The 23,958-nt window shown below is 46.6% G+C and carries 13 protein-coding genes; 11 read left to right on the forward strand and 2 right to left on the reverse strand.

Annotated features, from left to right (window positions below):
• Position 1 precedes the first annotated feature (1 nt).
• Complete coding sequence (locus NMK36_RS03085; RefSeq protein WP_254172967.1) at positions 2 to 1,321, forward strand: DNA-processing protein DprA; 1,320 nt, start codon at positions 2 to 4, stop codon at positions 1,319 to 1,321.
• A 12-nt stretch (positions 1,322 to 1,333) separates the two neighbouring features.
• On the opposite strand, the gene NMK36_RS03090 is transcribed toward NMK36_RS03085, so the two are convergent.
• Positions 1,334 to 2,428, reverse strand: a complete 1,095-nt coding sequence (locus NMK36_RS03090) for an NAD(P)H-binding protein (protein ID WP_254172968.1) — start codon at positions 2,426 to 2,428, stop codon at positions 1,334 to 1,336.
• Positions 2,429 to 2,967: 539 nt separating this feature from the next.
• Between NMK36_RS03090 and NMK36_RS03095 the strand changes: the two genes are divergently transcribed.
• The 10 genes from NMK36_RS03095 to NMK36_RS03140 all read left to right on the forward strand — a co-directional run bounded on the left by NMK36_RS03095 (position 2,968) and on the right by NMK36_RS03140 (position 23,480).
• Positions 2,968 to 5,181, forward strand: a complete 2,214-nt coding sequence (locus NMK36_RS03095) for a DNRLRE domain-containing protein (protein WP_139295112.1) — start codon at positions 2,968 to 2,970, stop codon at positions 5,179 to 5,181.
• Positions 5,182 to 5,312: 131 nt separating this feature from the next.
• Entirely contained in the window at positions 5,313 to 7,112 is a 1,800-nt protein-coding gene (locus tag NMK36_RS03100; protein ID WP_072720414.1) for a hypothetical protein, read from the forward strand.
• 317 nt (positions 7,113 to 7,429) lie between these two features.
• Entirely contained in the window at positions 7,430 to 8,986 is a 1,557-nt protein-coding gene (locus NMK36_RS03105; RefSeq protein ID WP_072720413.1) for a hypothetical protein, read from the forward strand.
• Positions 8,987 to 9,260: 274 nt separating this feature from the next.
• Positions 9,261 to 12,134: a hypothetical protein gene (locus tag NMK36_RS03110; protein WP_254172969.1), complete on the forward strand. Its 2,874-nt coding sequence runs from the start codon at positions 9,261 to 9,263 to the stop codon at positions 12,132 to 12,134.
• An 8-nt stretch (positions 12,135 to 12,142) separates the two neighbouring features.
• Positions 12,143 to 14,095, forward strand: coding sequence for a hypothetical protein (locus NMK36_RS03115; protein WP_139295111.1), 1,953 nt, complete (start codon positions 12,143 to 12,145; stop codon positions 14,093 to 14,095).
• Between the two features lie 169 nt (positions 14,096 to 14,264).
• Positions 14,265 to 16,871 carry a hypothetical protein gene (locus NMK36_RS03120; RefSeq protein WP_072720410.1) on the forward strand — a complete coding sequence of 869 codons (2,607 nt, stop codon included), beginning with the start codon at positions 14,265 to 14,267 and terminating at the stop codon, positions 16,869 to 16,871.
• A gap of 19 nt (positions 16,872 to 16,890) precedes the next feature.
• Complete coding sequence (locus NMK36_RS03125) at positions 16,891 to 18,939, forward strand: prenyltransferase/squalene oxidase repeat-containing protein (RefSeq protein WP_072720409.1); 2,049 nt, start codon at positions 16,891 to 16,893, stop codon at positions 18,937 to 18,939.
• Between the two features lie 314 nt (positions 18,940 to 19,253).
• On the forward strand, positions 19,254 to 20,330 hold the full coding sequence (gene acsF / locus NMK36_RS03130; RefSeq protein ID WP_072720408.1) for a magnesium-protoporphyrin IX monomethyl ester (oxidative) cyclase: 1,077 nt from the start codon (positions 19,254 to 19,256) through the stop codon (positions 20,328 to 20,330).
• 292 nt (positions 20,331 to 20,622) lie between these two features.
• On the forward strand, positions 20,623 to 22,383 hold the full coding sequence (locus NMK36_RS03135) for a PAS domain-containing sensor histidine kinase (protein WP_186440407.1): 1,761 nt from the start codon (positions 20,623 to 20,625) through the stop codon (positions 22,381 to 22,383).
• Positions 22,380 to 23,480 carry a hybrid sensor histidine kinase/response regulator gene (locus tag NMK36_RS03140; RefSeq protein WP_072720406.1) on the forward strand — a complete coding sequence of 367 codons (1,101 nt, stop codon included), beginning with the start codon at positions 22,380 to 22,382 and terminating at the stop codon, positions 23,478 to 23,480. The genes NMK36_RS03135 and NMK36_RS03140 overlap by 4 nt, the downstream gene beginning before the upstream one ends.
• Here the strand turns inward: NMK36_RS03140 and NMK36_RS03145 are convergent.
• The gene (locus NMK36_RS03145) at positions 23,463 to 23,756 is read right to left on the reverse strand and encodes a GNAT family N-acetyltransferase (protein WP_083580085.1); all 294 of its coding nucleotides are present in this window, start codon (positions 23,754 to 23,756) and stop codon (positions 23,463 to 23,465) included. The two genes, NMK36_RS03140 and NMK36_RS03145, sit on opposite strands and share 18 nt — an antisense overlap.
• Between the last annotated feature and the right edge of the window lie 202 nt (positions 23,757 to 23,958).

The raw sequence follows: 23,958 nt of genomic DNA on the forward strand, positions 1-23,958 counted from the left end.
TATGAATCATCCTATCCTATCACCCGATACTCAAGCGATTTTGTTGTTATGTGCCAGCTTTGGACAAAATCGACTTTCTCAACCCCAACCTCTGACCTTAACTGAGTATAATCTCTTAACAGGTTGGCTTCAGGACAATCAAATGCGACCTGGGGATTTATTAAGTTCAAATATTAACAATAAATTACAAAATCTTGCGATTGAAAAATTGGATATTCAGCGCATTCAAGCATTACTAGAACGAGGTGTAATGCTGAGTTTAGCTGTGGAAAAATGGACAACTCAAGGACTCTGGATAATGGGACGAGGTGATAGTCAATATCCTAAACGTTTGAAGCAGAGATTAAAACAAAAAGCTCCTGCAATTCTTTATGGAACTGGTAATATAGAATTACTTTCTGCTGGGGGGTTAGCTATTGTTGGTGCTCGTGATGTTACTGAACAGGAAATTGACTATACTCAGACCATCGCAAAAACTTGCGCTGAAGAGGGAATACAGGTCATTTCTGGCGGTGCTCGTGGGGTCGATCAAATTTCAATGTTAGGGATATTAGAAGCGGGTGGAACGGCTGTTGGGGTGTTAGCTGATAGTTTAATTAAAACCTCTGTAAATGGTAAATATCGCAATAGTATTGCTGAAGGTAGATTAACTTTAATTTCTCCTTATGATCCGAATGCTGGCTTCAACACGGGTAATGCAATGGGTCGAAATAAATATATTTATGCTTTAGCCGATTATGGTTTAATTGTTAGTTCTGGTTATCAAACAGGTGGAACTTGGGCGGGAGCAACAGAAGCACTTTCAAAAATTAAAGATATACCCGTTTTTGTACGGATGCAAGATACTATACCGGAAGGGAATCAAGAATTAGTTAAACAAGGAGCCCAACCTTTTCCTATAATACCTGCATCTTCTTCGTTAAAAGGACTATTAAGAACGGTATTGGAGGCAGTTAATTCAGAAGTTGAAGCAATAGATCAATTAACTCTAAAAGATATGAATCAAACGACTTTCTCTCAACCCAAACTTGAGGAAAAAACACAAGGATCTGAGCATCAAGTTACAGACACTATCCCGACAGTTTTTCCGATGAGTCCAAAGGATATTTATGAAGCAGTTTTACCCTTCATCCTGGCTCATTTACATCAACCTTTAGATACGAAATCCATTGCTGAACGTTTGGAAGTCCGACAAGGACAAATGCAAGATTGGTTAAATAGAGCCGTTGCTGAAGGGAAAGTAAAAAAAACCAAGAAACCCGTTGCTTATGTTATTAATCAACAACTGACTCAATTGTCTCTACTTCCTGAAATGGAATAATTAAGACAATTATTAACTGCTTAAATACCGACGAATGTAACTTTCTAAACTTTCCATTTTAATCGAAAAAAGTTGCTCTAAGTTTTGAATTTCCTCCGCCGTGCAGAAGAATTCATTACCTAATAAAACTCGTAATGTTCCTAATTTTTGATATAAATCAGAATTAATTAATCCTAAACTTCCTCGTAGTCCATCAAATAAAAATAAAGGCAGATTAATCACAATCGCTTCTCGATTAAAAACGCGACTAAAAATTTGATAAATATCTTCTCTAGCGAGAATTTCTGGCCCCCCTACAGGAATAATTTTCTGGTTTGCTGCTTCGATAAAGACTGAATCAATGGCAATTCGAGCGATATCATCGGTACTAACAACAGAAGTTCGATTTTTAGCATCCCCAATTAATAAATAAAGCCCCGTTTGTTTAAAGCGTTCTGCTAAGGGTAATAAACTAGATGCTAAGGCTGACGGTCTTAAAATAGTATAATTTAACCCACTAGATTCTAAATATTTCTCAACTTCTCGCTTGGCTTTAAAAATCGGGGAATCTTGATAGCCTCGATCAGTTCCTAACACAGAAATAAATACAAAATGTTGAACATTATTGGCTTTTGCTGCATCAATTAAATCAATATTAGACCGATAATCAACCCCTAATGGATCATTGGGGTTACTATGGGTACTAATAATATATTGGATACCTTGACAGGCTTTTTCAATATCTCGCTTTTCCGTTAAATCTCCAATAAAAATCTGAGCCCCTCGGTGTTCCAATTGAGCATATCGAGAAGTTAAACGCGCAAAAGCTCGCACCAGAATTTCCTGATCACATAGAAGATCCACACAAAGATTATGAGTAAGTGTCGTCAGCCAAGCCTTAAAATTAGTAATTTCTCCTGTGGCATATTTTTGCACCTTCTCCCAAGCTTTTAGCATTGCCTGACTGAGCGCATCTTCAGCATCGGTTGAATTTCCACCCATCCACTTGACGCAGCAACGATAAAGGTAATCTTGATACTGTTGCCATTGCTGCCAAAAATTTTGACCCATATCTGACGAATGATCACAACATTTTAAAACGCCAGATGAGAGAGTATTTAAACTCATTTTCTTACCTCGGAACGATACAACACCGACCAATTAGAAACAGGCAAACTAATCTCTCTGTCCCGACATAAAAAAAATTTATTCCTTTAGATAGATGTCTGTCAAGGGAAATTCGCTATCTTTGGGGATTAAGATTAATTAATTTTTTGTATTAAACAGTTTTAAGAAAAAATACATTTTGTAAAAAATTAGTTTTTATTGCATTCAATGTGATTGCTGGCAAGGCCAGAGGCAGTGCAGCCAAAAGTCCCCTGGGTGCAAGCCGTGGGCTTTAAGCGCGCCTGTTACTTGCACCACCCCATCGGCGGGGTGGTCGAGGAAGCCATGAAACCCTCGTAAACTCCTGCTGACAACGGTTCTCGCCCTTAGAGGTTTTTCAGGAGCCGGTGTCCCTAGAAAGCCAAAAAGACCTTGCCAATCCTCCCCAGGAGTTTCATTGCATCTGCCAGAAATAGCATGAAACTCAAAAATTTCAAAAATAGCCTTTTTTCAGCGTCTTATAAATACAACGAGTAATTTGGACATCAAAAAAAGCTGTGATGGAACTGTCGCAAAATTTGGTGACCCTAAAAAGTATGGTTGGCACTCAGCCAGCCATGACCAAAATCTTCAGAGTCGTGGACCTCGAAGAGGGAGGAGTACAGTCAGGAGAGCCGGATGAGGGAGTGTCGGGGACTCCCGTTCCCAGAAACGATCTCAGGATTCCGGTTTCCCCCACGGGTGAAGTCAAAGATGAGATTCTGTTTGAGAGAGCGACTGACCCGGCACAAAAGCTCTATCTGCCTCGCTACCAGCTGGCAGAAGAAGAAGTTTCCGGCCAGCGACGGTATCGCATGTCGATGCGTCCGGACGGTCAGAAGTGGGTTCTGGAGTTGTATCTCCAGGCCTATCCTGCCCCGAGTCTAGAGCCTCAGATCCGCAATGCCCAAGCGATAGCACCCCAAGTTACGGTAGTGATCAACTATCGGTGGCAAGGGCAGCCACAGTCATTGGAATTTCAGGAAGTCACGAAACGAGACGGAGAGCAGACATTAAAAGCCGTCTTGCGAGTGAACACTTTAGAAGAACGAGACAAAGTTTATGCGGTGCTGACTGACATAAGCTATGAAGCTGCCCTCGTCGTCAGGCGCAAGGTGAGGGTGGCAACTTCCGTGACGGAATTATCTCCTGCCGATCTTCAGCGTTGGAAGGAAACCGTTAAGCTCTATCCGGAAGCGGACAGCTATGTCATCCAAGATAGCAGTGGCAGTAACTTCGGCAGCCAGCCGTATCTCGAAGTCGAACCCTTATGGAAGGGGGACGGCAAGCAGAAACTCGCCTATGTGCGCTTCAATCTGAGTTCCCTGCCCAATAACGTCAGAATCGACAGTGTGAACTTTCAAATGACCGCTTTTGCAGGTTATGCCTATGGAGGAGACGGAAACCAGTACACACATTTAGTTTTAGACGACAATTGGAATCCTACCTCGCTCACTTGGGGCAATCAGCCTCAAATTGGCGAGATGCTTGGATCTTGGTGGACTTGGTACGGGTTCGACAGTTTGCCACCGTCGCGCCAGGAGCCGAAAAGCATCGATAACCGCGATATGACCGCAGACATCACACCTGCGGTGAGAGCAAAGTTGGCGGGGAATAAGAAGATTTCCCTGTGTGTTAAAAGCTACGGTTACAGGGTGAGATATTATTCGAGCAGGTCAAGCACGGAAGCCTATCGCCCGCAGCTAATCGTTACCTACACTCCTTTTTTGTATCAGGAACAGAATAATATCCTGGATAACATCGTAGACGACACCTTCTTTTTTCCTCCTTTGCTGTACCAGTACATATTTGAGTCCATCAAACCCACTCTTACAGGACAGGCTTTGATTTGTCGGCAAGTCCCTTGGAAGGGCATTTCGTACCGGTACTACCAGGATGCAAGCGATCGCTATCGATTTTACTACCTGCCGGACAGCTTTGAAATTGGCAGGAGATCGGACTCCGAAGGTCCAACCATTTCCCTGTCCTTTGAGTCGTCTGACGGTTCGTTCGATGAGGAAAAAATCCGAGCGATTCTAGAGTTTTACGCAGCGCCAGTTGTAGATGCTAACAGGCTGGAAGCGGCTGCCAGAGCGCTGCTCAACTATGCGCCCTCTCCTTTGCCGTCAGGGGCTGAAGGTCTGGAGTTCTCGCCTCTGAACGCCGACGAGCGGAAGCTCCAGTTCAGCCTGTCCATTCCCGGACAGATCGGCTCAGTTCGCAACGCTCGAGTCAGCCTTAAGGATGGAATTTTTGACAGTTTGACCTTATCTCTGAAGGATTTTCAAGCTGTTTGGGATGCCATGTTCAGCAGCGAAGTACAAAACACGCTTTTGACGGGACAGGTTGCGGTTGAAATTCCAGGGTTCGGGCGAGAGAGTATCCCATTTCAATGTCGGTTGCCGGATAACAAAGCGCAGATATGGGGGACAATTGAGAAAAATGTACCGATAACTTTTACTAAGTCTATCACGCTTAGGACAGTTGTAGCGACATTTGTACAGATTCAGTCTATTGTGGTGGACTTCGATCGGAGTGATGCTGTAGAACTCACCGCCAGCAACTTGAGTGCCAGCGTGACCGTTCGGTTGCCTATCAGTATGATTTTTTGGGGGCAAGAAGATCCGGGAACCTATCATTACAAAAAGAGAGTGATTCGCAAGGATGGACAGCAAACAATCTCTGATTGGCTGACAACGACAGAGGAAATAATCTACATAGATGGGAAGGTCTAATTGACCTATAGGGCCGATGAGTCTAAAAGCAGTTGGCAGAAGATGGCGAATTTGTATTGCCCAGCTTAATTCAGCTTCCATAAAGACAAAATCACGATAGAAATTATCTGTGTACCCAAGTGAGGTGTGACATGTCCTTGCAAGGATTGCCTGATTTTTATGCGCCCATCCAGGCAGAAGTTAAAATATTCTACCCCTATGAAGGCACTGGCAACTTTGTTCTCGTGCCCGATGGCTTGGAAATCGCTGCCCGCGCTGACGGAAAACCTGATTTCGCGCTAACACTCGTGCGCGGAGAGAATCTCTCTCGACCCCCGGAACCGCATGGGATGCTGGAATTTGCGGTTCTGTCTCGTTACCAGATGGACACAGCGCTGAGGGTGCTGCGCGAGAGATCTTCGGGAGCTACCCTCGTCCCTGCTTGCTTCTCGTCAGGATTTCTCCGCTTCCGCCCCTTGACAGAAATAGATCGTGTGCCGGAAGAATTGCTGCAACCGGTTCCCCTGGCTGGCAACGGTCTCGGCAGAGGGCGATATCTGCTGAAACTCTCGCAAAACAACGCTCTCCTGCTGCGAGATTCCCTGAAGGGTGAGGGGGGCAATCTGCTGGGATTAAAAGCCATAGCTGAGATGGAGATAGTTGGTGTGTCCCCCCGACTGCCACTGAAAGTCAGCTTTGACCCCAAACAGCTGCTGGAAGCTCTAGCAGATCTGGGCAATCAGAACAGGCAGGTTCCCAGGGATGCGATTGTCAATTACTTCCGAAACAGCCTTAACTCCGCAAATCTGAAGGTCGAAGGGAACCTGGATGCCATCGCTCCTAGCGCTGTGGCTGAGGTGCTCGCGGATCGCGTCCGGGAACGCTTCGGCACTTTTTGTCCAGCGGAGACCGCTGGTGCCGGCCCCCGCATCGCCCTGCTCTCACCGGCGGACACCGGCACCGGGCGTTTCCTCTGGGATCTGTCAGAACCTACGCCAGCCCATCGCCCCTTGGTACTCCAACTCGATCCGTTTGCCGCCGCCCGACAGCTCGTCCAAGACCAAGGAATCGACGAGGTGGTCAAACAGACAGTTGTTCCGGCGATTAACACTGGACACCTGCGGGTTTACCTCGCTGATAACCTTCCGAAACAGCGACGGGGGGTTGTGGCCTTGGGAGTGACCTTTCGGGCAAAACCCAATATCCCCAGGCGTCCCCAAGCCATAGTAGAGACAGAAGAATTGAACGAATCTGGCGACACTCCGGCTGTTGTCCTCCGCTTCTCTCCTGCCGAGAAGCAAGAGTACACCTTGCAAACCTATGCCGTCCTTCAAGACGCAACAGGCATTCAACGCTTCAACGGAACAGTTAAAACCTATCAGGGAGATTTGCTGATCCTCAATCCCGATGACTTTCCCGTGGATTTCGTGCCGGTGGAAGCCTCTCGGTCTTTGCTGGAGATGGCTGACATCCAGGGAATTTTGAAACGCCCTGACAGCGGGTCTCAGATCCAGGATCTGTTTGCGCTTACTCTCGATCGGCCAGTGATCGCCCTGGCCATTCCCAAAGGCGCGGAAGGAGCTACCTTAGAAATTGAAGCTCGTTCCAAGGAAGGGTTAGGAACCATTAAGCTCGATCCGGTGCCGGCCAATCCCCTTTGGCTGGATTTGCACTCCCTGCCCCAGTACGGGACTCAGCAGGTTGAGGTGAGCTGCGAGCTTAAGAACACTCTATTTGCCGTCTTTGAGTTCCTGCCGGAGGGAAGACCAGAAACCGACAAAATTACCTTATTTTTCTTGCCCGATACTCCCAAACAGGCACTCAAGTATTTGCCTCAATCCCCCTTTCAATCCCGCTACCGCTACCGGCAGCAGCTTGAAGGCCCCAGTTCCCAACCGTCCCCTTGGTCAGATTACTGCTCCCCCTCGCAACCTTTGAACCTTCAAGTGTGAATTTCTCTCAGGCCACTGCCAGCCAATTTGTGAAGCAAAGCTTAAATTGCATAGTTGTGGGAGGGCAATTGCGAGATCTCACCCAACGGACTGCCACTACTGTGGTAACTTTGACTTGAAAATAGCTAGAGAGCAGTGAAGCTTTATTTGTGAAATCAGCGCTGAATAACTCACCAGTTACACCTTGGGAAAAGTTCCCTACCTTTACCCCTAGCAGTTAAGGGTCAGACAGTCCCACCCCGCAGCCTCTACGGTACAGGTCAGTTAGCCCCCCTGTCCTTCTTGCTTATCTTTACTGAATAAATCACCTCTTAAACATGACTAAATTGCCAGAAACCCTGGGCTTTGAGTTCCATGGCGTCCGGTGCTACCAGGCAGCCAGCTCGGATGGCCGGACTTTATATTACATCCCAGGCAAACCAAAACCCGAGCCAGATTTCTCCGGTCAGCCCACCCTCAGCCTTTGGGTCAGCGATCGGGGTGCCATACTGCAATTGCAGACCCGATGGGATGTGGAGTCCAGCTTGCTCGAAGACCTAAAGGCAGAGATAGCCCGGCGCTACCAGATCAACTCCCATTCCATCGTCCTGGATATGGCTTCGGTTTCCAGTCCAGAAGTGTCGCTGGAAATCGGGGACGGTCAAGGAAACTTTCAGGTATTGAAAACCTCTCCCTCTTCTGGGTTCTTGCCCTACACCACCATTTTCCAGGAGACGCTCACCGCTGGAGAAAAACACCAAGCCCTCTCCGCTCTCGGCGGTGAGCCAGATTACCTGCGCGTCAAATACAGCGCTGAGATTGGAGTAACCGCTGCCATCGCCATCCGCCTGGCGGGGGATGTGGCTGCTGATATTGCGGAGCTTGTCAAAACCGCTACTGGGGGAGAACAGCAGCCAACCTCCAGGTTAGGAGGTTTGTTTCCCAAAAGGAACCAACAGCAGCAAAGGCCTATTTCTCTGGGGGACTGCCACGCTCAAATAGAAAAGGCCATCACTGAGGGGCGTATCACCCTCAGTATCACAGAAGTCAATGCGGTGTCGCAGGAACTTCGCCAAAGAGTGGAGGGCAAGGTCAAGCAGAGTGCCGCCGACCTGCTCCTCCCGCGAGCCCAGCAAGCCCAGGCTGGGAATATCCTCCCCGATAGCTCCACCTTGGAGGCGCAGTTCACAGACACAGAAACTCACAGCTACTCCGTCGAGCGACAGACTGACGTGAGTTCTTGGTTTCCTGACGGAAACGGTCGCGATCGCATCCAAAGTTCACCCGAAACTATTGATGAGCCATTGCGCCCCGTTTTGGGTGAGACTGGCCCAACTGCAGCAGGGGGCACTTCTGGGGGGACTGGCTCAACTGCGGGAGAGAAAGTGGTTCGGTTGGGGTTTGAGCCGGAAAGCACTTTACTCTATTCGATCCGGGTCACTTGTGCAGGGCAAACCAAGACTCTCGAAGAGCCCAGTTTCCATTCCGTGACCCTTCCCGCTCCTCCCGGAGAGCCTTTGGTAGTTGAGACTGGATATTCTCTAGGGGAGAATTTCACCGCGCAACTCCCACCCACCAGATCTGGGGAGTGGGTGCTGGCACCAGAAAATGTGGGACTGGCAAAGATTGTGGTCGATGCTTCGGCTCGCCAAGTGGCTCGAGCAAAGGGCGTGCGGGTGAAAGTTACCTACAAGCCTTCAGGAGACGGCGATCGGGAAACCAAGACCGTTGAGTTCGACCAGAGAGATGCGGAATGGACCAAAAATGTTTACTTTGTCACCAGAAGCCCCAACCTCAGTGGCGTCATTGAGTACAGCTGGCAGGAAACCCCGGCCAAAGGCAGTCTAGTTTCATCTAAAGTTTTTAAAACAGAGAATACCCAGGTGACCCTGTAAGCCAGATGCGCGGTTGAGGGCGCGGCGTTCCGCCTGCGACCAGCCGGTGATAGAGTGTGGGGGAGGGCTTTTCCGCAGAGGGAAGCCCTCCTTTCAATTTTGTCACCCCGGCAAACCAAAACGTCTGAGCAATTTTACTTATCCGCATCGGATCGATGGCCCCTATCAGGGCTGAGGATCTGAAAAATCAGGCGATAACTGCAATCCAAAATTTCAGAAACTGCCCTAACCGAGCGTCTTAATAGTAGATGTCTCAAATCGGAGAAGTTTGAAAATGTTAACGACTCATGTCCAGAAGTTCCTGAAGCTATCCACAGGACAGGGCTACCAGTGCTATGGAGATAACGAAGATCCAAATCAGTTTTACGTGATTCCAGCTACGCCGACATACAAACGGACGGAGGACGGAAAGGCCCTAGACTTCACTGTAACGAAGTACAATCCAGGCCCAGGTAAAGAAGGGGGAGGATTCTGCACCTTCACGGTTGTCCTGCCCTTTCCCAATCCCCAAGAACAAGACCTGATCAAGCAGCTGCTATCCAAAGAACTCAACCCGCAGTTGGAGCAGCGCGCTAAAAATATCGTCGAGATGTTGGAGGCTTATAAAAAACAACCCCAAGGAGAGTGGAAGACTCTCAGTAAAAACCTGGGATACACTGATCAGCAAGTTGACGCCCTCGCCAAGACATACCAGCCGGCACAGGGGTGGCAGCAGTTTATACCCACTAACGTCAAGCTGAACGCCGTACCCTTTACCCAGACTAAAACAGAACTACTGCTTAAGGATTCTAACAGCCGACTGATACTACCCAACCCAACCCCTCCTAAACCCTCAGGCTTTGGAGACAATAATGCGATCTTCAACCTGGAACTTACGGAGCACGGGGCAACCTTCCTGGAAAAAGCCCTCAAGGAAGGAGCGGGAGGCTCTATCGCCGGCGTCAGGTATGAAATGAGTTTTGAGGCCGTTTTGCCCCCAGCCGAGGTGACAGTTTTCTACAAGTCAAGCGAAGTAGCCTCCTTCGCACATACAATAGATCGGAACGTCTGGGGTCAGGCGACAGAAGAGAATATCAAAAAGGAGTTAGAGCAAAAACAAACTTATGGTGTAAAGGTTGGTCCTGTTTTGGGACAAGGCTGGACTCCAGAGCAAAAGAATAAGCTCGAACAAGACTTGCGAGACTGGGGAAATAAGCAACTGACGAATATTCTGAAAAACCAGACCGAAGGGCTCGATATCAGTAACCTAGGCCAGCACTTCCAAAAGAATCCGGATAAGGTTTCTGAAGTCCTCAGCGCGACTGTAGACATCAATATTACATACAGTGAGAGTCGAGCGGTCGAGCAGACCATTTTCCCTCAACTGCAGCTTCCCACAATCTCCAGCATTTTGAATCCTGATGGTCTGTTAGACGACAATGAGTTAAAAAAGGCATTGGATAAATACTTCAAAGCCTATAATTTGGTTGATGATTTTTACCGGGATAAAACCCTCCAGATAGTTGTCAATGGCGACTTTGAGAAGCTGAAGATCAGCTATGTGAGGGTTGACATCGAATACTTAGGTTGCAAGACGAGTGATCGAAACAAAACTGTGCTGTTTGAAGCAAAGGGGAAACCGGAACCCTCTCCCAATGGCGGGGAAAACAAGAAAAATCCGGTCATGTGGAGCTACGGGATAGAGAACGGCCAGCCTGTTCAGACCTGTAGCTATACCTACGAGATCGGGTACGCGAATGGAAAAACGTTCAACACCCCGCAGGCTCAAAAAATAGACGGTAGCGTTCTGAATATCAATATTCAGGACATAGGGATTGCCCGAGCCAACATCAAAGGCGACAATATAGATTGGCAGTTGGTTGATCGAGCTCAAGTCACTTATAAGTTCGAGCCAGATGGCCTAAGCCCGATCGAGAAGAAGATCACTCTCACCCAGGCTAAACCGAATGCGGATGAGTTTGTCGAACCTCTGCTGGTAGCCAAACCCGTGCCTGTCAAGTACCATACAGAGTTTGTCTTGAAAGATGGGTCGCGCTTTGTGTATGCGCCCGGTTCCCAAAAACAGAAAGTTGACTGGGCAACAGATTACAAAACCGACATCTATATAGAGCCTCCATTTCTGGCACCTCGCACCTATACAATCCTGCCTTCTGGTTTAGACAGCAATGTGCTCCTCATCGCAAGCACCCTCAAGTACACAGTGCCCGCGCTAGGTGACTTCACAATCAATTTTCCAGTGAGCTTCCAGAACAGCAGCGAATCAAAAAGCTGGAAAGTGCCCACATTTCCAGCGAGTATGACACCTAAGCTGGAATATGACACACAGCTGGTTTTTAACGATGGTAACCGCTCTAAGTATCAGGGTTCGGAGTCGGTGGATACCTCGTTTATCTTGGTCGGCATCCCGCCAGAGCAGCTTCTGAATGTCGTAATTGATGAAACCGGCCTACAGAATTTTGCGGAGCGCTTTGAACGCATAAAGGTGCAGTTGCTGTACGAGGATGCGAAAAACGGAATCCGTAAAGAGGACGAGAACAAATTCATATTTCAAAGTGGCAACAACAATATAGTAGACCGGTGGTCTGTCCCCCTGAAGGAGGGAGGCCCAAAGTCATACAAGTATCGATTGTTGATCCGGCACAAAGCTGTATTCAATGGTTCAAGTCTCAACTTGTATTGGCCGGTGGAATTGACAACAGAGAATACCAACAACCTAGACTTAAGTGAAATTATCAAGACCGATGCCGAGATCGCTGCGGCCAACGGCAAGTTCTTGGTGAAAGTAACTGCAGGGAACCTGTTCCAGTTTGAGCCGAATTACCTGGCTATCGCCGTCAACATTGAGTACGATTCTAAACGCACGCGATTGGTGGTAAACCAGCAACAGCCAGTCCAGTATTTCGTGGCTGAGCGTCTCACAGCAGGTGCCATCGGCACTTATAAGTGGCTTGCCCAGATCAAGAAAAAAGATGGTTCGATGGAATATCACCCCTCTGACGCGACCTGGATCTCCTCAACCGATGCTGTTGTGAATCTTGAGTCTGTACTGGATGTTTGGGGTGCCCCCCCCAGCCCCGGCATCGGTTCTGGCACCGGCAGCGGTTCTGGCACTGGCACCACCAGCGGTCTTTCTGATTTCGACTTCTAAGTAGAGGAATGGGGCGACAGCGCCCCCGCCTCAACCGCTTGGCGATTGTTAACCGATTTATGGAGATGACGGCAGTGCTGCAATATCTCAACAGCAGGGAAATCAAAGGGGTTTCCCTATTTGGTGATGATGCAAATCCGCGCAAATACTACTACATCCAGCAACAGCCGCGCTTGACCTCCGACGAAAAGGGCAAACCCAAGCTCGGACTGATACAGTACCGGGATGATAAGCAAGAGATCACAGGTGGCTATTTCACCCTGGAGGTGAATCTGGGTGTCAAGGAAGAAACCTTGGGAGAGATCGCCAAGCAACTCGAAACAGACCGGCACAGCCTCGAACAAGTTCCACTGGTGGATGGCACGGTGACGCTGACGATTCTCAACAACAGCTACTCGGCCAAGCCATCGCTCTTTGGTGACAACCAAGCAGTATTTTCTGTGGAACTCGGTCGAGATGAGGTGACCCTGCTCAAACAGGCACTCTTCCAGAGTGCGTTCGCGCCGATTGGGGTTGCCTACTGCCTCGACTACTTCGCCACCAGACCTGCTTACTCTTTCCGCATCCGCGCTGAACTGGATCGCGTCCAGAAGCATATTGAGGAGCATTATGATATCAACCTGATTTTTTTCAGCATCAATATCGATAACATCGTGGACTCACTGGTTGAGAGCAGCGTCCTCGAAATTGAGGAGGAAAATGCTGTCCCACTAGAGGAACAGACGGCTGCTGCCACACAAAGTCGCGATCGGATTGTCCAGGAAATCAAACAAATGGTGCTGGCCACCTTTTTTAAACCTAAATTCGGCCCCATTCAGGAGACAGGAGGCGGAGGCTTTTCTTTTCCGATGGGATTCAGCTATTACAAACTTGATATTACCCAAATCGACCGACGATCTTTCAATCTGGCCATCAACGAACAGGCGGCGGTGAGGCGCAGCATCTATCCCCAGGGGTATCTCCAGGGATTGCTGTCGGGCATTCAACAAGGAAATTTCAAACCCGATGACTTTATCACTTCCATAGACCTTGAGAATAGCTTTTTCCAAAAGCGCCAAGTGGCGGTGATTTGTCGCGCTAATTTTGAGAGAGATGACATTAATCACATCCAGGTAACTCTCACTTACGGTGAGATTTCAGACAGAGAGCGAGTTGTTTTCCTGTGGTCTTCCACGGACAGAGAAACCGCGATTTGGAGCGCCAGCACCAAGTGGGACAGCACCCTGAACAAGAAGGTGATGCAGCGGGACGTGAAGGTGAGTTACAAAGTTATTTTCAACATCAGTAACTACAGCGGACGCCCTCAGCAGGTGGAGTCAAGGGAAACGGTAACTGACCGCGATAATCTGGAGATTTTTCCCTACGACGACCTCTACTTAAATGAGCAAATTCCGATTTTTACGCCCCAGTCCTTCCCGTGGGATCGCTATCGTTCTGTAAAGGTGGAAGTTCGCTATCTCGATGAAGATAATCTAATTCGGCAGGAACAGACTTTCAATCTGCGTCAGAACAACTCTGCGCTGACCTGGACAATGTTTGTGCGGGATTTTAAGCGGCGGCAGTTTTTATACAAACTAACCTATTACCCCTACCAAGCAGGCGATTTCTGGGAAACGCCAGAATGGCCATGCCAGGAACAGATTATTGTCCGCGATCCATTTCAGCTCAAACGCAAAGTTACCGTTGTCCTGCTTACGGTTAATTGGTCCGAAATCAGAACTGTTTATCTAGAATTATCTTATAAAGACCCAGAAAACAGTCTTCCGATTCAGAGTGTATGTCTCGAATTCAGCCCTCTAAAATCCCGGTGCCAAACCTTTGAGGCGAACCAGCGCCTTCCGGACTGCAAAAGAGTTGACTACAGAGTCATTGTCTGCTTCAATCAGGGAGCAAAGGAGATTTTGAAATCTGCTACTGTCGGCAACCGAATTCTTTTAGGTCTCGATGTAAAAGCACCGTGATGCGGTCAAAACTTAATCAAAAACTCAAGGTCACGATCCAACACATCCAAGCTCAGGACTTATGCAAAGCCTCTATGTCTAGAGCGTGCAAGTGTTGCACATACCCCACCACATAATTAAGGGTCGCTGAGTAAGTCCCATAACCCAAACCAATTCGAGGAAAATTCGCATGTTATTATTCAGTAACAAAGCCATAACAGTTCAGGGTGTCACTGTATTTCCCGACCATAAAGATCCCGACCAGTTTTGGTATCTGGGCACCATCTCTCTGGCAAAAAAAGACGGCAAGCCAGAGTTTACGTTGCTCAAGTACACCTCCGACGCTGCACAAAAAGGTGGGGGGTTTCTCGCCTTCACCGCTGACCTGAGTCTGGACGAACAAACTCGGAATGGCATACTCAGTGAACTCCGTAAAATCTCGAAAAAGCCCAGACTCGCTCCTGTTGTCTTTGATAAAGGAAGCGTAAAGGTGGCCGCTGGGAATGTCGGTCAGGAAAACATATCCGGTCTGGGAGTCCCCTCTTTGGCCGGGGATAACAGTGCAGCCTTTAGCTTGAATTTGACCGAAGAACAAGCCACGCTATTTCAGCGATCGTTCCAAAATCAGGGACAGCCGGTAGGAATCTTCTACGATTTGGAATTCACTGGTTTGCGGCCCGCGCTCGAAGTCAAAGTTACTGCTGATTTCCAGCAAATCGAAAACGCACTGGGAGTTGGATTTAAAGCAACTATTCCCCTGAGTCAAGACATGATGAACACCATGAAGGTGGATTTGAGTACGCAACTGAAATGGCTTCAGGAAAACCAGGGTCTCAAAATTGAAATTCTCAGTCAAATCGATGATGCAGATACAGAAAAACAACGAGAGTGGGCGCTTCAATACTTCACAGAACAGCTGCTTAAAGATTATTTTAAGCCTCAGATAAAAGATGGTGATGTGTGGAAAGATGCTGGCGATCCGCAAGTCGCAGCTCAAGTAACACAGGCAGTCTCGGACGCTGTATTGACTGAGAACGAGACAGAGGGGGCTGCAGCGTCTGAGAACGCGAGTCCAAAGCCACTTCTGAGTCCGATCAACTGGGGAACTCTGGGGATCAAATTTGTTCGTAAGGAAGAAACAAAAACAGCTACCTACACCTACTCCTCAACCCGAGCCTGGAAACAGCGCTACGCACCTCAGGGGTTCTTTGGCATCCTGCTCAAAAACCTCGATCCGAAAGCACATTTTCAGGAAATTAACCTGAATGACGATTTTTTCAAGAAGATTCAGGTGTCAGTCAGTGGGCCACTTGATTTTGACTCTATTGGCCTCGAGTCTGTGAGTGTGGAGCTGAAGTACGGTGGCGACTACAAAGGTGATTTCACCTTTGACAGACACAATAATCAGCGGTGGGCTAAAGAGTTTTCTACCAACGCTAAGCGGGACACAGCCTATGACTATCAGCTCGAGTACCGCTTCAAACCAAATACGCTGTCAGGCTGGGAAGGAGAGAAGAATGTTTACCCGATCAAGGCGGAATCAACCCAGAGCCGGTCACTGCAAATCGATCCATACAAGTCTCTTGGATTTTTGGATATCGCAGCCACGCTAGAACGCAATTTTGTCTGGGCGGAAATTCAGGAAATCGAAGTGCATCTCAGCTATGCAAGCAAGAGCTGGAAACCCCAGCCAAAGGTACTGCGTTTCTTCCCTGACTCACCAACCGAACAGCACTGGAAACTGCGACTGAGCGATCCGGAAGTTCGCTCCTACACCAGCCACTTCGTTTACAAAATGCAGGACGGCTCCACTCATAAAACTGAGCCAGTCACCACATCAGTGTCAACTCTCGTCGTGCCCGACCGGACAAATGGCAAGCTGAATATCGATATTGTGTCCCTGCTCAATCCCATCACCGACCAACTGGCGTTCGTCGATGTTATTTATACAGATGAGGCCAACGGCTACAACTGGACAGGCGATCGGACGCTGACAGCAGGGGCGGCAACTCCCGTCCCGCCCTTGGTCATTCCTCTGATGGACGCATCGAAGCGGAAATTCAACTACCGCTGTACTTTTGTTAGCGTTAACAACCAGCAGTACACACAATCGGAGAACGGAAGGGAAGATCGGCGCATTTTTATCCAATCTGCGGGAAGGCCAGCCTATGAAACTCAGCCGAACGTACTGACGATAAATGTAGATGAGAGCGGTCTTGATTTCAAACGCTTTGACTCTGTAACCGTTTTCTTAAAGTACGAACACGGTACAACCTTGACGAAAACGTTCAGGTACACGCAGGTAACAAGGGAGATTGAGGAGTGGTCTATCCCGGTAAATGACCCTAAACTCAACGACTATAAGTATCGAATCGAGATCAAGCACAAGGCGCTAGACACGAAAATTAACTGGCCAGGACCGGGGGAAGATAAGTGGGGCACGAGTTCAAATCCTTTCTTGGCATTGTCTGAACTTGTGCCTGACGACAGTGCGCTGGCTCGACAAATTAGCAAGTTCCTGGTTAAAGTGGAAACGCAAGCGTTTAAGGTGGGAGGATACGAAGCCATTCAGGTAGTTATGAAATACAACAATTTAGAGAAAAAACCCTTGCTGGTTCCCGATCAGCTCCCCCATTACATTGTATTTGACCTCAACCCTGCTGCTAGCACTTACCAGTGGAAAGTTGGAGGTAAGAAAAAAGATGGAACGAGAAAACAATATCCCACACAAGGGGAGGCAACCGATCGCCAGACCGTTCTGAACCTAGACCAATATTTGCTTGACAATCTCGTGTAACGATCGAGGGGGACTGGGAATGATTCAGCTAGACAGAGCCTTGGGAAATCAGCTAGCCGTAGCGCGAGCAGTCCGGATAGCAGCAGCAGGGATACCCAATCTGGAAGAGCGGGCGGCAAAAACTCTGGATCTCCTGCTGGAGGAAATTCGCTGTTCCCCCCAACCAGACACTGCTTGGGAATTCGGCAGCTTGAGCTACAACGGCTTCCCTGTGGAGTTTACCTTTGGGTCTCACGAGACAGGTATGCGCTACGCAACCGAGGTGGGCGGTTCTGAGGTGAAGCCACAAGATCGGCTCTCCCGTGCCGAGTGGCTGCTGGACTTTTTGGGGGCGGGTCGCCTGCCTGAAGAGGTGAGTGCCCTCTCGCACAAAGTGCAGGAATCCGGCAGCCTGAAGTGGGGAGCTTGGATGGGGGTGCGCCACCGTTTGGAAGGCGATCGCTACAAGCTCTACGTCGAAGTTCCCCAGGAGGGATCTCCTGCGGCTGCGGAAATGGTTCGCTGCTTTCTGGGTAATGAACCATTGCTGCCCAATGGAGGGGCCCAGCTAGTAGCCATCGGACAGGAGACAGACCTGTCGCGAACCGAGTTCTATTTCAGAATCAAATCTCCCCATCTGACGGACTGGCAGGTTACGAATCTCCTGCAACGAGTGGGCTTGGAGTCCAGGCAAGCGGACTTGTTCGGCTTGATTGAGGAAACATCGGGCTATACCTTCAACCGGGCAGGAGCCGGACTGCCTGAGGGAATTTATGGCTTTAGTTTCTCCTTCTCGTCGGGAGCCGAACCACTTGTTTTCTCTGTGTTTACCTTCGCCAAGACCCTCTTCAAAACTGACGGGAGCGTTCGCCACGCTCTGCTGTCCCTAGCACAGCAGAAGGGGTGGAATTTGAGGAACTACGCCGCTTTCACAGAGCCACTGGCCGGTTGCACAGACCCCCTCGAACACCACAATGTCATTGCTTTCTTGGTGGCGCAGCAAGGCCCCCCCGCGTTGCATATCTCTCTGAGCCCTCCTCTGCCGGGAATCAATCGATACCGCCATCACTCATCGAGCAGTATTCGCTCATCTGTTAACTCATCGGTTGACGCCGCGATTCGATTCCTTTGCAATGCCCGCCATCCCGATGGATGGTGGTCAGACTTCAGGCTGGCACCGGGTTGCAGTGACGAGTGGGTCACCGGTTATACAGGCACGGCACTTGCCAGCCAAGCAGTGCCCCAAGCCCTCACGGCTGCCCAGGAGGCGTGGCGCTGGCTGAGCAATCGTTGCCAGCCTTCTGGCTGCTGGGGATACAACAGCTTGACGCCAAGAGATGCTGACAGCACCGCCTGGGCACTGCAATTAGCAGACGCCACAGGTTGTGGCGATTGGGAGCAAGCCCTTTCGGGGCGGGAATTCCTCGCCGCGCACGTCCGGATGGGAGGTGGCATTGCCACCTATGCCACTGATGGACCGATTCGGGGCTTTATCCGAGCGTCGGAGGAGATGCCCTTTGACGGATGGTGCGAACCCCAAAACTGCGTCACCGCAGCCGCCGCTTCCCTGCCCGATGTGCGTGCCGGTGCCTGCGAGTTCCTGCGGCAAAGACAATCTGAGGACGGTAGCTGGAAGAGTTACTGGTGGTGTGAAGATGAATACGCCACTGCCCAAGCCGCTGAGGCTCTGGCAAACGTCTTGCAGCCGGAAGACCGCGAGCGAGTTGGGAGGGCAGTTCGCTGGGCCCTCAGCCGCATCAGTGCAGACGGCTCAGTCCCCTCCACAGTGAGACCTTCCGGCTCTCCCTTCGCCACTGCCTGGATTGTGCGCATACTGGTTCTGGGCGGCGATACCCAAACTGTCCGCGAACCCCTGGAGCGGGCGATCCGCTGGCTTGTACAGCAGCAAAATCCAGACGGTTCTTGGCCCCCCTCAGCAGGTTTGCGAGTTCCTCCTCCCAATATGACTGCTCCGGAAAATTATCAGAACTGGGTTTTGAACAGTTTGATCGAGAGCGCAATTTCTTTAGATCAGCACGGTGTTTTTACAACCGCCACGGTACTACAAGCTTTAAATAGGGCTTGCTGAATAAGGGCTTGCAGATGACGGGGTGTGGGTTAAGCTGGCGTAAAGCCGAGACTTAACAAAAACTGAACTCAAAATCCTGTTCCTTGCTCTGGGTCAGAAAGATTAATCATCAGAAATCAGCCGATTTTGAATTTTTGTTGCAATTCTTAACGCAAATTCTGTCCCTTCTGGGTGTAGACGTTGGTAGACTGTATTGCATGGCAATTTTAAGCTGATTCATAAATAAGCATAGCCTTAAGCGGGGTGACGGGCGGAATGTCCCGTGAACTCCTGACTTTAGAACACACTGTGATAAGAATAGAGATCCAACAGACATGGTAGATTCCCTGAAAAGACCCGCTTTTGACGAAATCAGACCTGGGGTAAAAGTCCCAGCCAAAGAAACCATCCTCACTCCCCGTTTCTACACAACGGATTTTGAGGAAATGGAGAAAATGGACATCTCCGTCAATGAAGAGGAACTCTTAGCCATTCTCGAAGAGTTTCGGGTAGACTACAACCGCAATCACTTTGTCCGGGATCAAGAGTTTGAACAATCCTGGGATCATATTGATGGCGAAACTCGTCGTTTATTCATTGAATTTTTAGAGCGTTCCTGCACGGCTGAATTTTCAGGTTTCTTGCTCTATAAAGAACTCAGCCGTCGTCTCAAGGATAAAAGCCCTGTTTTAGCGGAGTGTTTTCAATTGATGTCGCGGGATGAAGCTCGTCATGCGGGTTTTCTGAATAAAGCGATGTCCGATTTCAATCTGTCCTTAGATTTAGGATTTCTGACCAAAAGCCGTCAGTACACTTTCTTTAAACCTAAATTCATCTTTTACGCCACCTATTTATCTGAAAAAATTGGTTACTGGCGCTATATCACCATTTATCGTCATTTAGAAGCCCATCCCGAAAACCGCATTTATCCGATTTTCCGCTTCTTTGAAAATTGGTGTCAGGATGAGAACCGTCACGGCGATTTCTTCGATGCGGTGATGCAATCTCAACCCCAAATGTTGAATGATTGGAAAGCGAAGCTTTGGTGTCGTTTCTTCCTGTTGTCAGTGTTTGCCACCATGTATTTAAACGATTTACAACGGGCGGATTTTTATGCTGCCATTGGTTTAAATGCACGGGATTATGATATTCACGTCATTGAAAAAACGAATGAAACCGCAGGTCGCGTTTTCCCGGTGATGTTGGATGTGAATAATCCTGAATTCTATAACCGATTAGATATCTGCCTCAAGAACAACGAACAGTTAACGGCGATTGTTAATTCTGATAGCCCTAAATTCGTTCAGTTCTTCCAAAAACTGCCCTACTATCTGTCTAACGGATGGCAGTTGCTCAAACTGTACTTAATGAAACCGATTGATGTTACCGCCTCTCAAGGTGCTGTTTATTAATCAATCCTGGAATGTACATCTAAATTAAACGGAAAGAGGTTCTGTGTTTTACAGAGCCTCTTTATTTTGGATATCATTTCGACAGAACTCGTTTATACTAAATTCACCATATAGCAATCGCCAAGGTGGTTAGGACATAAAAGCCTTTTCCTACCTGTTCCCTGTTCCCTGCTATAGCTTTTTCTGTTCCTCCTTGTTTTCCCCCATCCCTGATTAATCTATGTTAGAAATGCTTAGGAATCAACTAACGCATTTACGGATTGTTCAACGTCTTTTTAACTATTTAAAATCTGTGAATGTAGTTCCTGAATATAATAATACACTCAACCATTTGTCTTATGAACGGTGGCGACATCATTTTTTGTCAGTGCGATTAAATCTGGCGTTTTATATCGGAATTTGTATTTATTTTAGCGCTATTTTAATTAATTTTTTGCAATTTATTCTTTGGAATCAACCCTTTTTAGATCAAACGTTATATTTACAAATATTTGCATCTTTAGGTCTACTAACTTGTTTGAAATTATTAAAAACACCTTGGGGAAATCAACATTTAGGTTATCTATTTTTAGGATTATCAATCTCCCTTGAATTAACAAAACAAATTATTCAAACGGTCAATGGAAATGTTAGCCCGAATTTATTTGGTTGGGTGTTAACCTTTGTCAGTCAAGCAACATTAATTCCCGTGCGATTAATCTTACATTTAACCTCCCAATCGATTATCTTAGGCTATTATTTCGGAATCAATAAATTACTGGGTAATAAAATTATTCCTGATAACTATGATTCCTTAATGTTAATATTATTTTTATTTTGGACTTGTTTAATTTGTAATTTGTCCGTTTACTTGTATGAAAACTTACAACGAACTTGGTTTAATTCGCGACAAAAATTAGAACAAGCTTATGAACAATTAGCTATAACAGAAGCAAAATATCGCAGCATTTTTGAAAATTCCTTAGAAGGGTTATTCCAATCTACTCCTGACGGACATTTTATTAGTGCTAATCCCGCACTCGCCAGGATTTATGGCTATTCGTGCCCGGAAGATTTAATCCAAAATCTTTCCCATATTCCTGATCAAATTTATGTTAATCCTCAACGGCGAGAAGAATTTGTACGTCTCATTAATGAACAAGGAACAGTTTTAGGGTTTGAATCTGAGGTTTACCGTTCTGATGGAAGTATTATTTGGATTTCGGAAAATGCTAGAGTCATTCGAGATTCAGTGGGAAAAATTATTGCTTATGAGGGAGACGTAAAAGATATTACTCAGCGCAAATATTCTGAAGCTGAAATTCACAAAGCCTTACATCAAGAAAAAGAATTAAATCAACTTAAATCTCGATTTGTCTCCATGATTTCCCATGAATTTCGTACTCCCTTAACAACCATTTTAGCATCCGCAGAAGCTTTAGAACATTATAGCCATAAATGGGATGAAGAGAAGAATTTAACTTATTTACGACGAATTCAAACAACGGTTCACCATTTGACAGAACTCTTAAATGAGGTATTATTAATTGGTCAAGGAGAAGCCCACAAAATACCCTTTCATCCCAGTTTAATTAATTTAGAATATTTTTGTTTTACTTTAATTCAAGAGATGCAGGTTGGCTTAGATGATCAAAAACATTTATATTTTATTCCTCCTGAATCCGACTTGCGGCAATCCTCAACTTTACCCGTTCTAGTGTATTTAGATGAAAAACTCTTACAACACATTTTATATAACTTAATTACCAATGCGATTAAATACTCTCCTCAAGGGGGAAACATCGAATTAAAATTAAATTATAATGTTAATCAAGCCATTTTAACACTAAAAGATCAAGGAATTGGGATTCCTCTAGAAGACCAGCAGCATTTATTTGAACCCTTTCATCGGGCAAAAAATGTCGGGGTAATTCCCGGTACAGGATTAGGGTTAACTATCGTTAAAAAATCCGTTGAAATTCAGGGAGGTGTGATTCATATTGAAAGTCAAATCAATTTGGGAACAACAGTAACTCTCATTTTTCCCTTATCAAATCAAGAGTATAACCCATGAAAAAAGTATTAGTCATAGAAGATGATCTCAATGTTCGCTCTATTATTTTAGATATCTTGGAAGCTGAAGAATTTTTAGGAATTGGTGCAGAGGATGGAGAAAAGGGGATAAAATTAGCCAGAGAAATTTTACCGGATTTAATTATTTGTGATGTCATGATGCCGGGATTAGATGGACATCAAGTTTTAGAAGAATTAAGACAGTTTAAATCTACAGCAACCATTCCTTTTATTTTTTTAACGGCTAAATCAACAACGGCTGATTTTCGCTATGGGATGAATTTAGGCGCTGATGATTATCTCAGTAAACCTTTTACACACCAAGATTTATTAGAAGCTATCCATAGCCGGATTCAAAAATACCAAGTTTTTGAACAAAAAGCACAAGAACAATTGGATGAGTTATGTAATAAGATTACCCTTTCTCTCCCCCATGAGTTAAGAACTCCCTTGAATGGAATTATCGGAACTACACAACTGTTAATTGCAGATTTTGAGGAAATGGCACCGGATGAAATTCAAGAGATGTTAGAAAATATTAGTCTGTCTGCGGCTCGTTTATACCGACTAACTTGTAATTTTCTCCTATATGCTGATTTAGAATTATTAGAACGAGATCCGCAAAGATCTCAATATTTTCCTAAAGGATTTATTTCCGACCCTGAACGTTTAATTAGAAGGATTATTGAAAGTAAAATTCAAGAAATTAAAGGAAATTTCCTAAATCCCGGCTTGGAAATCGAAAAATGTGACGTTAATCTTCCTGAAGAAATTTTTAATAAAATTACAGAAGAATTAATTGATAATATGATTAAATTTTCAGCCAATAATACTCAGATTGTTGTTAAAGGATATCAAATTTTTAATTATTATTATCTGGAATTTATGAACACAGGACGGGGAATGACCGCCGAACAAATTGCTAAAGTTGGAGCTTATCAGCAATTTGAACGTCGCATTTATGAACAACAAGGATCAGGATTAGGATTGATTTTGGTTAAACGTTTAGTTCAGTTTTATCAAGGAAGATTAGAAATTGAAAGCACCATAGGAAAAACAACAATTGTGCGAGTTATTTTATCAACGGTTTCTAGTTAAAAATAGGGGAATTTGTTGATTATAAAGTTCCCGAAGGGTCTGGCGTAATAATTCTAATGCGACTCCCCCTCCTCTATATTCTGGCGCAATTCCAACGGAGGCGAGTCCAGCAACCGGAATAGATTTTCCTCCCCACCATTGACCCATAAAAAAAATACATAGCCCTCCGGCTAGGGTTCCATTTTGATAAATGATCCGAAAGTTTTCTAATCCTATAAAATCTCGATACTCATCCCATTCCTGAACGTTAAAACACTGATCTAAAATTTCACCCAGTTGTTGAGCTTCCTAGGGATGGGTAACGGGAGTAACCGGAAGTGATGAAGTCATCGTAGGGGAGGTTGAAGGTTTCTGCCCATAGAAATACCACAGTTGCTAGATTGTAGCAACTGTGGCTAGATCAGTTATCAGTTATCAGTTATCTCTAATTGTAGCAGCAATCGCAAAATTTTTCTATACTGTTTTAATCAATATCCTA

It is taken from the genome of Planktothrix pseudagardhii, assembly GCF_904830925.1.
Taxonomy (GTDB): domain Bacteria; phylum Cyanobacteriota; class Cyanobacteriia; order Cyanobacteriales; family Microcoleaceae; genus Planktothrix; species Planktothrix tepida.

Bases quoted from the DNA above. Each gene is read 5' to 3' on its own strand.
- NMK36_RS03105 (WP_072720413.1), top strand. From the start codon at position 7,430: ATGACTAAATTGCCAGAAACCCTGGGCTTTGAGTTCCATGGCGTCCGG.
- NMK36_RS03095 (WP_139295112.1), top strand. From the start codon at position 2,968: ATGGAACTGTCGCAAAATTTGGTGACCCTAAAAAGTATGGTTGGCACT.
- NMK36_RS03140 (WP_072720406.1), top strand. From the start codon at position 22,380: ATGAAAAAAGTATTAGTCATAGAAGATGATCTCAATGTTCGCTCTATT.
- NMK36_RS03120 (WP_072720410.1), top strand. From the start codon at position 14,265: ATGTTATTATTCAGTAACAAAGCCATAACAGTTCAGGGTGTCACTGTA.
- NMK36_RS03085 (WP_254172967.1), top strand. From the start codon at position 2: ATGAATCATCCTATCCTATCACCCGATACTCAAGCGATTTTGTTGTTA.
- NMK36_RS03100 (WP_072720414.1), top strand. From the start codon at position 5,313: ATGTCCTTGCAAGGATTGCCTGATTTTTATGCGCCCATCCAGGCAGAA.
- NMK36_RS03115 (WP_139295111.1), top strand. From the start codon at position 12,143: ATGGGGCGACAGCGCCCCCGCCTCAACCGCTTGGCGATTGTTAACCGA.
- NMK36_RS03110 (WP_254172969.1), top strand. From the start codon at position 9,261: ATGTTAACGACTCATGTCCAGAAGTTCCTGAAGCTATCCACAGGACAG.
- NMK36_RS03090 (WP_254172968.1), bottom strand. From the start codon at position 2,428: ATGAGTTTAAATACTCTCTCATCTGGCGTTTTAAAATGTTGTGATCAT.
- acsF (WP_072720408.1), top strand. From the start codon at position 19,254: ATGGTAGATTCCCTGAAAAGACCCGCTTTTGACGAAATCAGACCTGGG.
- NMK36_RS03125 (WP_072720409.1), top strand. From the start codon at position 16,891: ATGATTCAGCTAGACAGAGCCTTGGGAAATCAGCTAGCCGTAGCGCGA.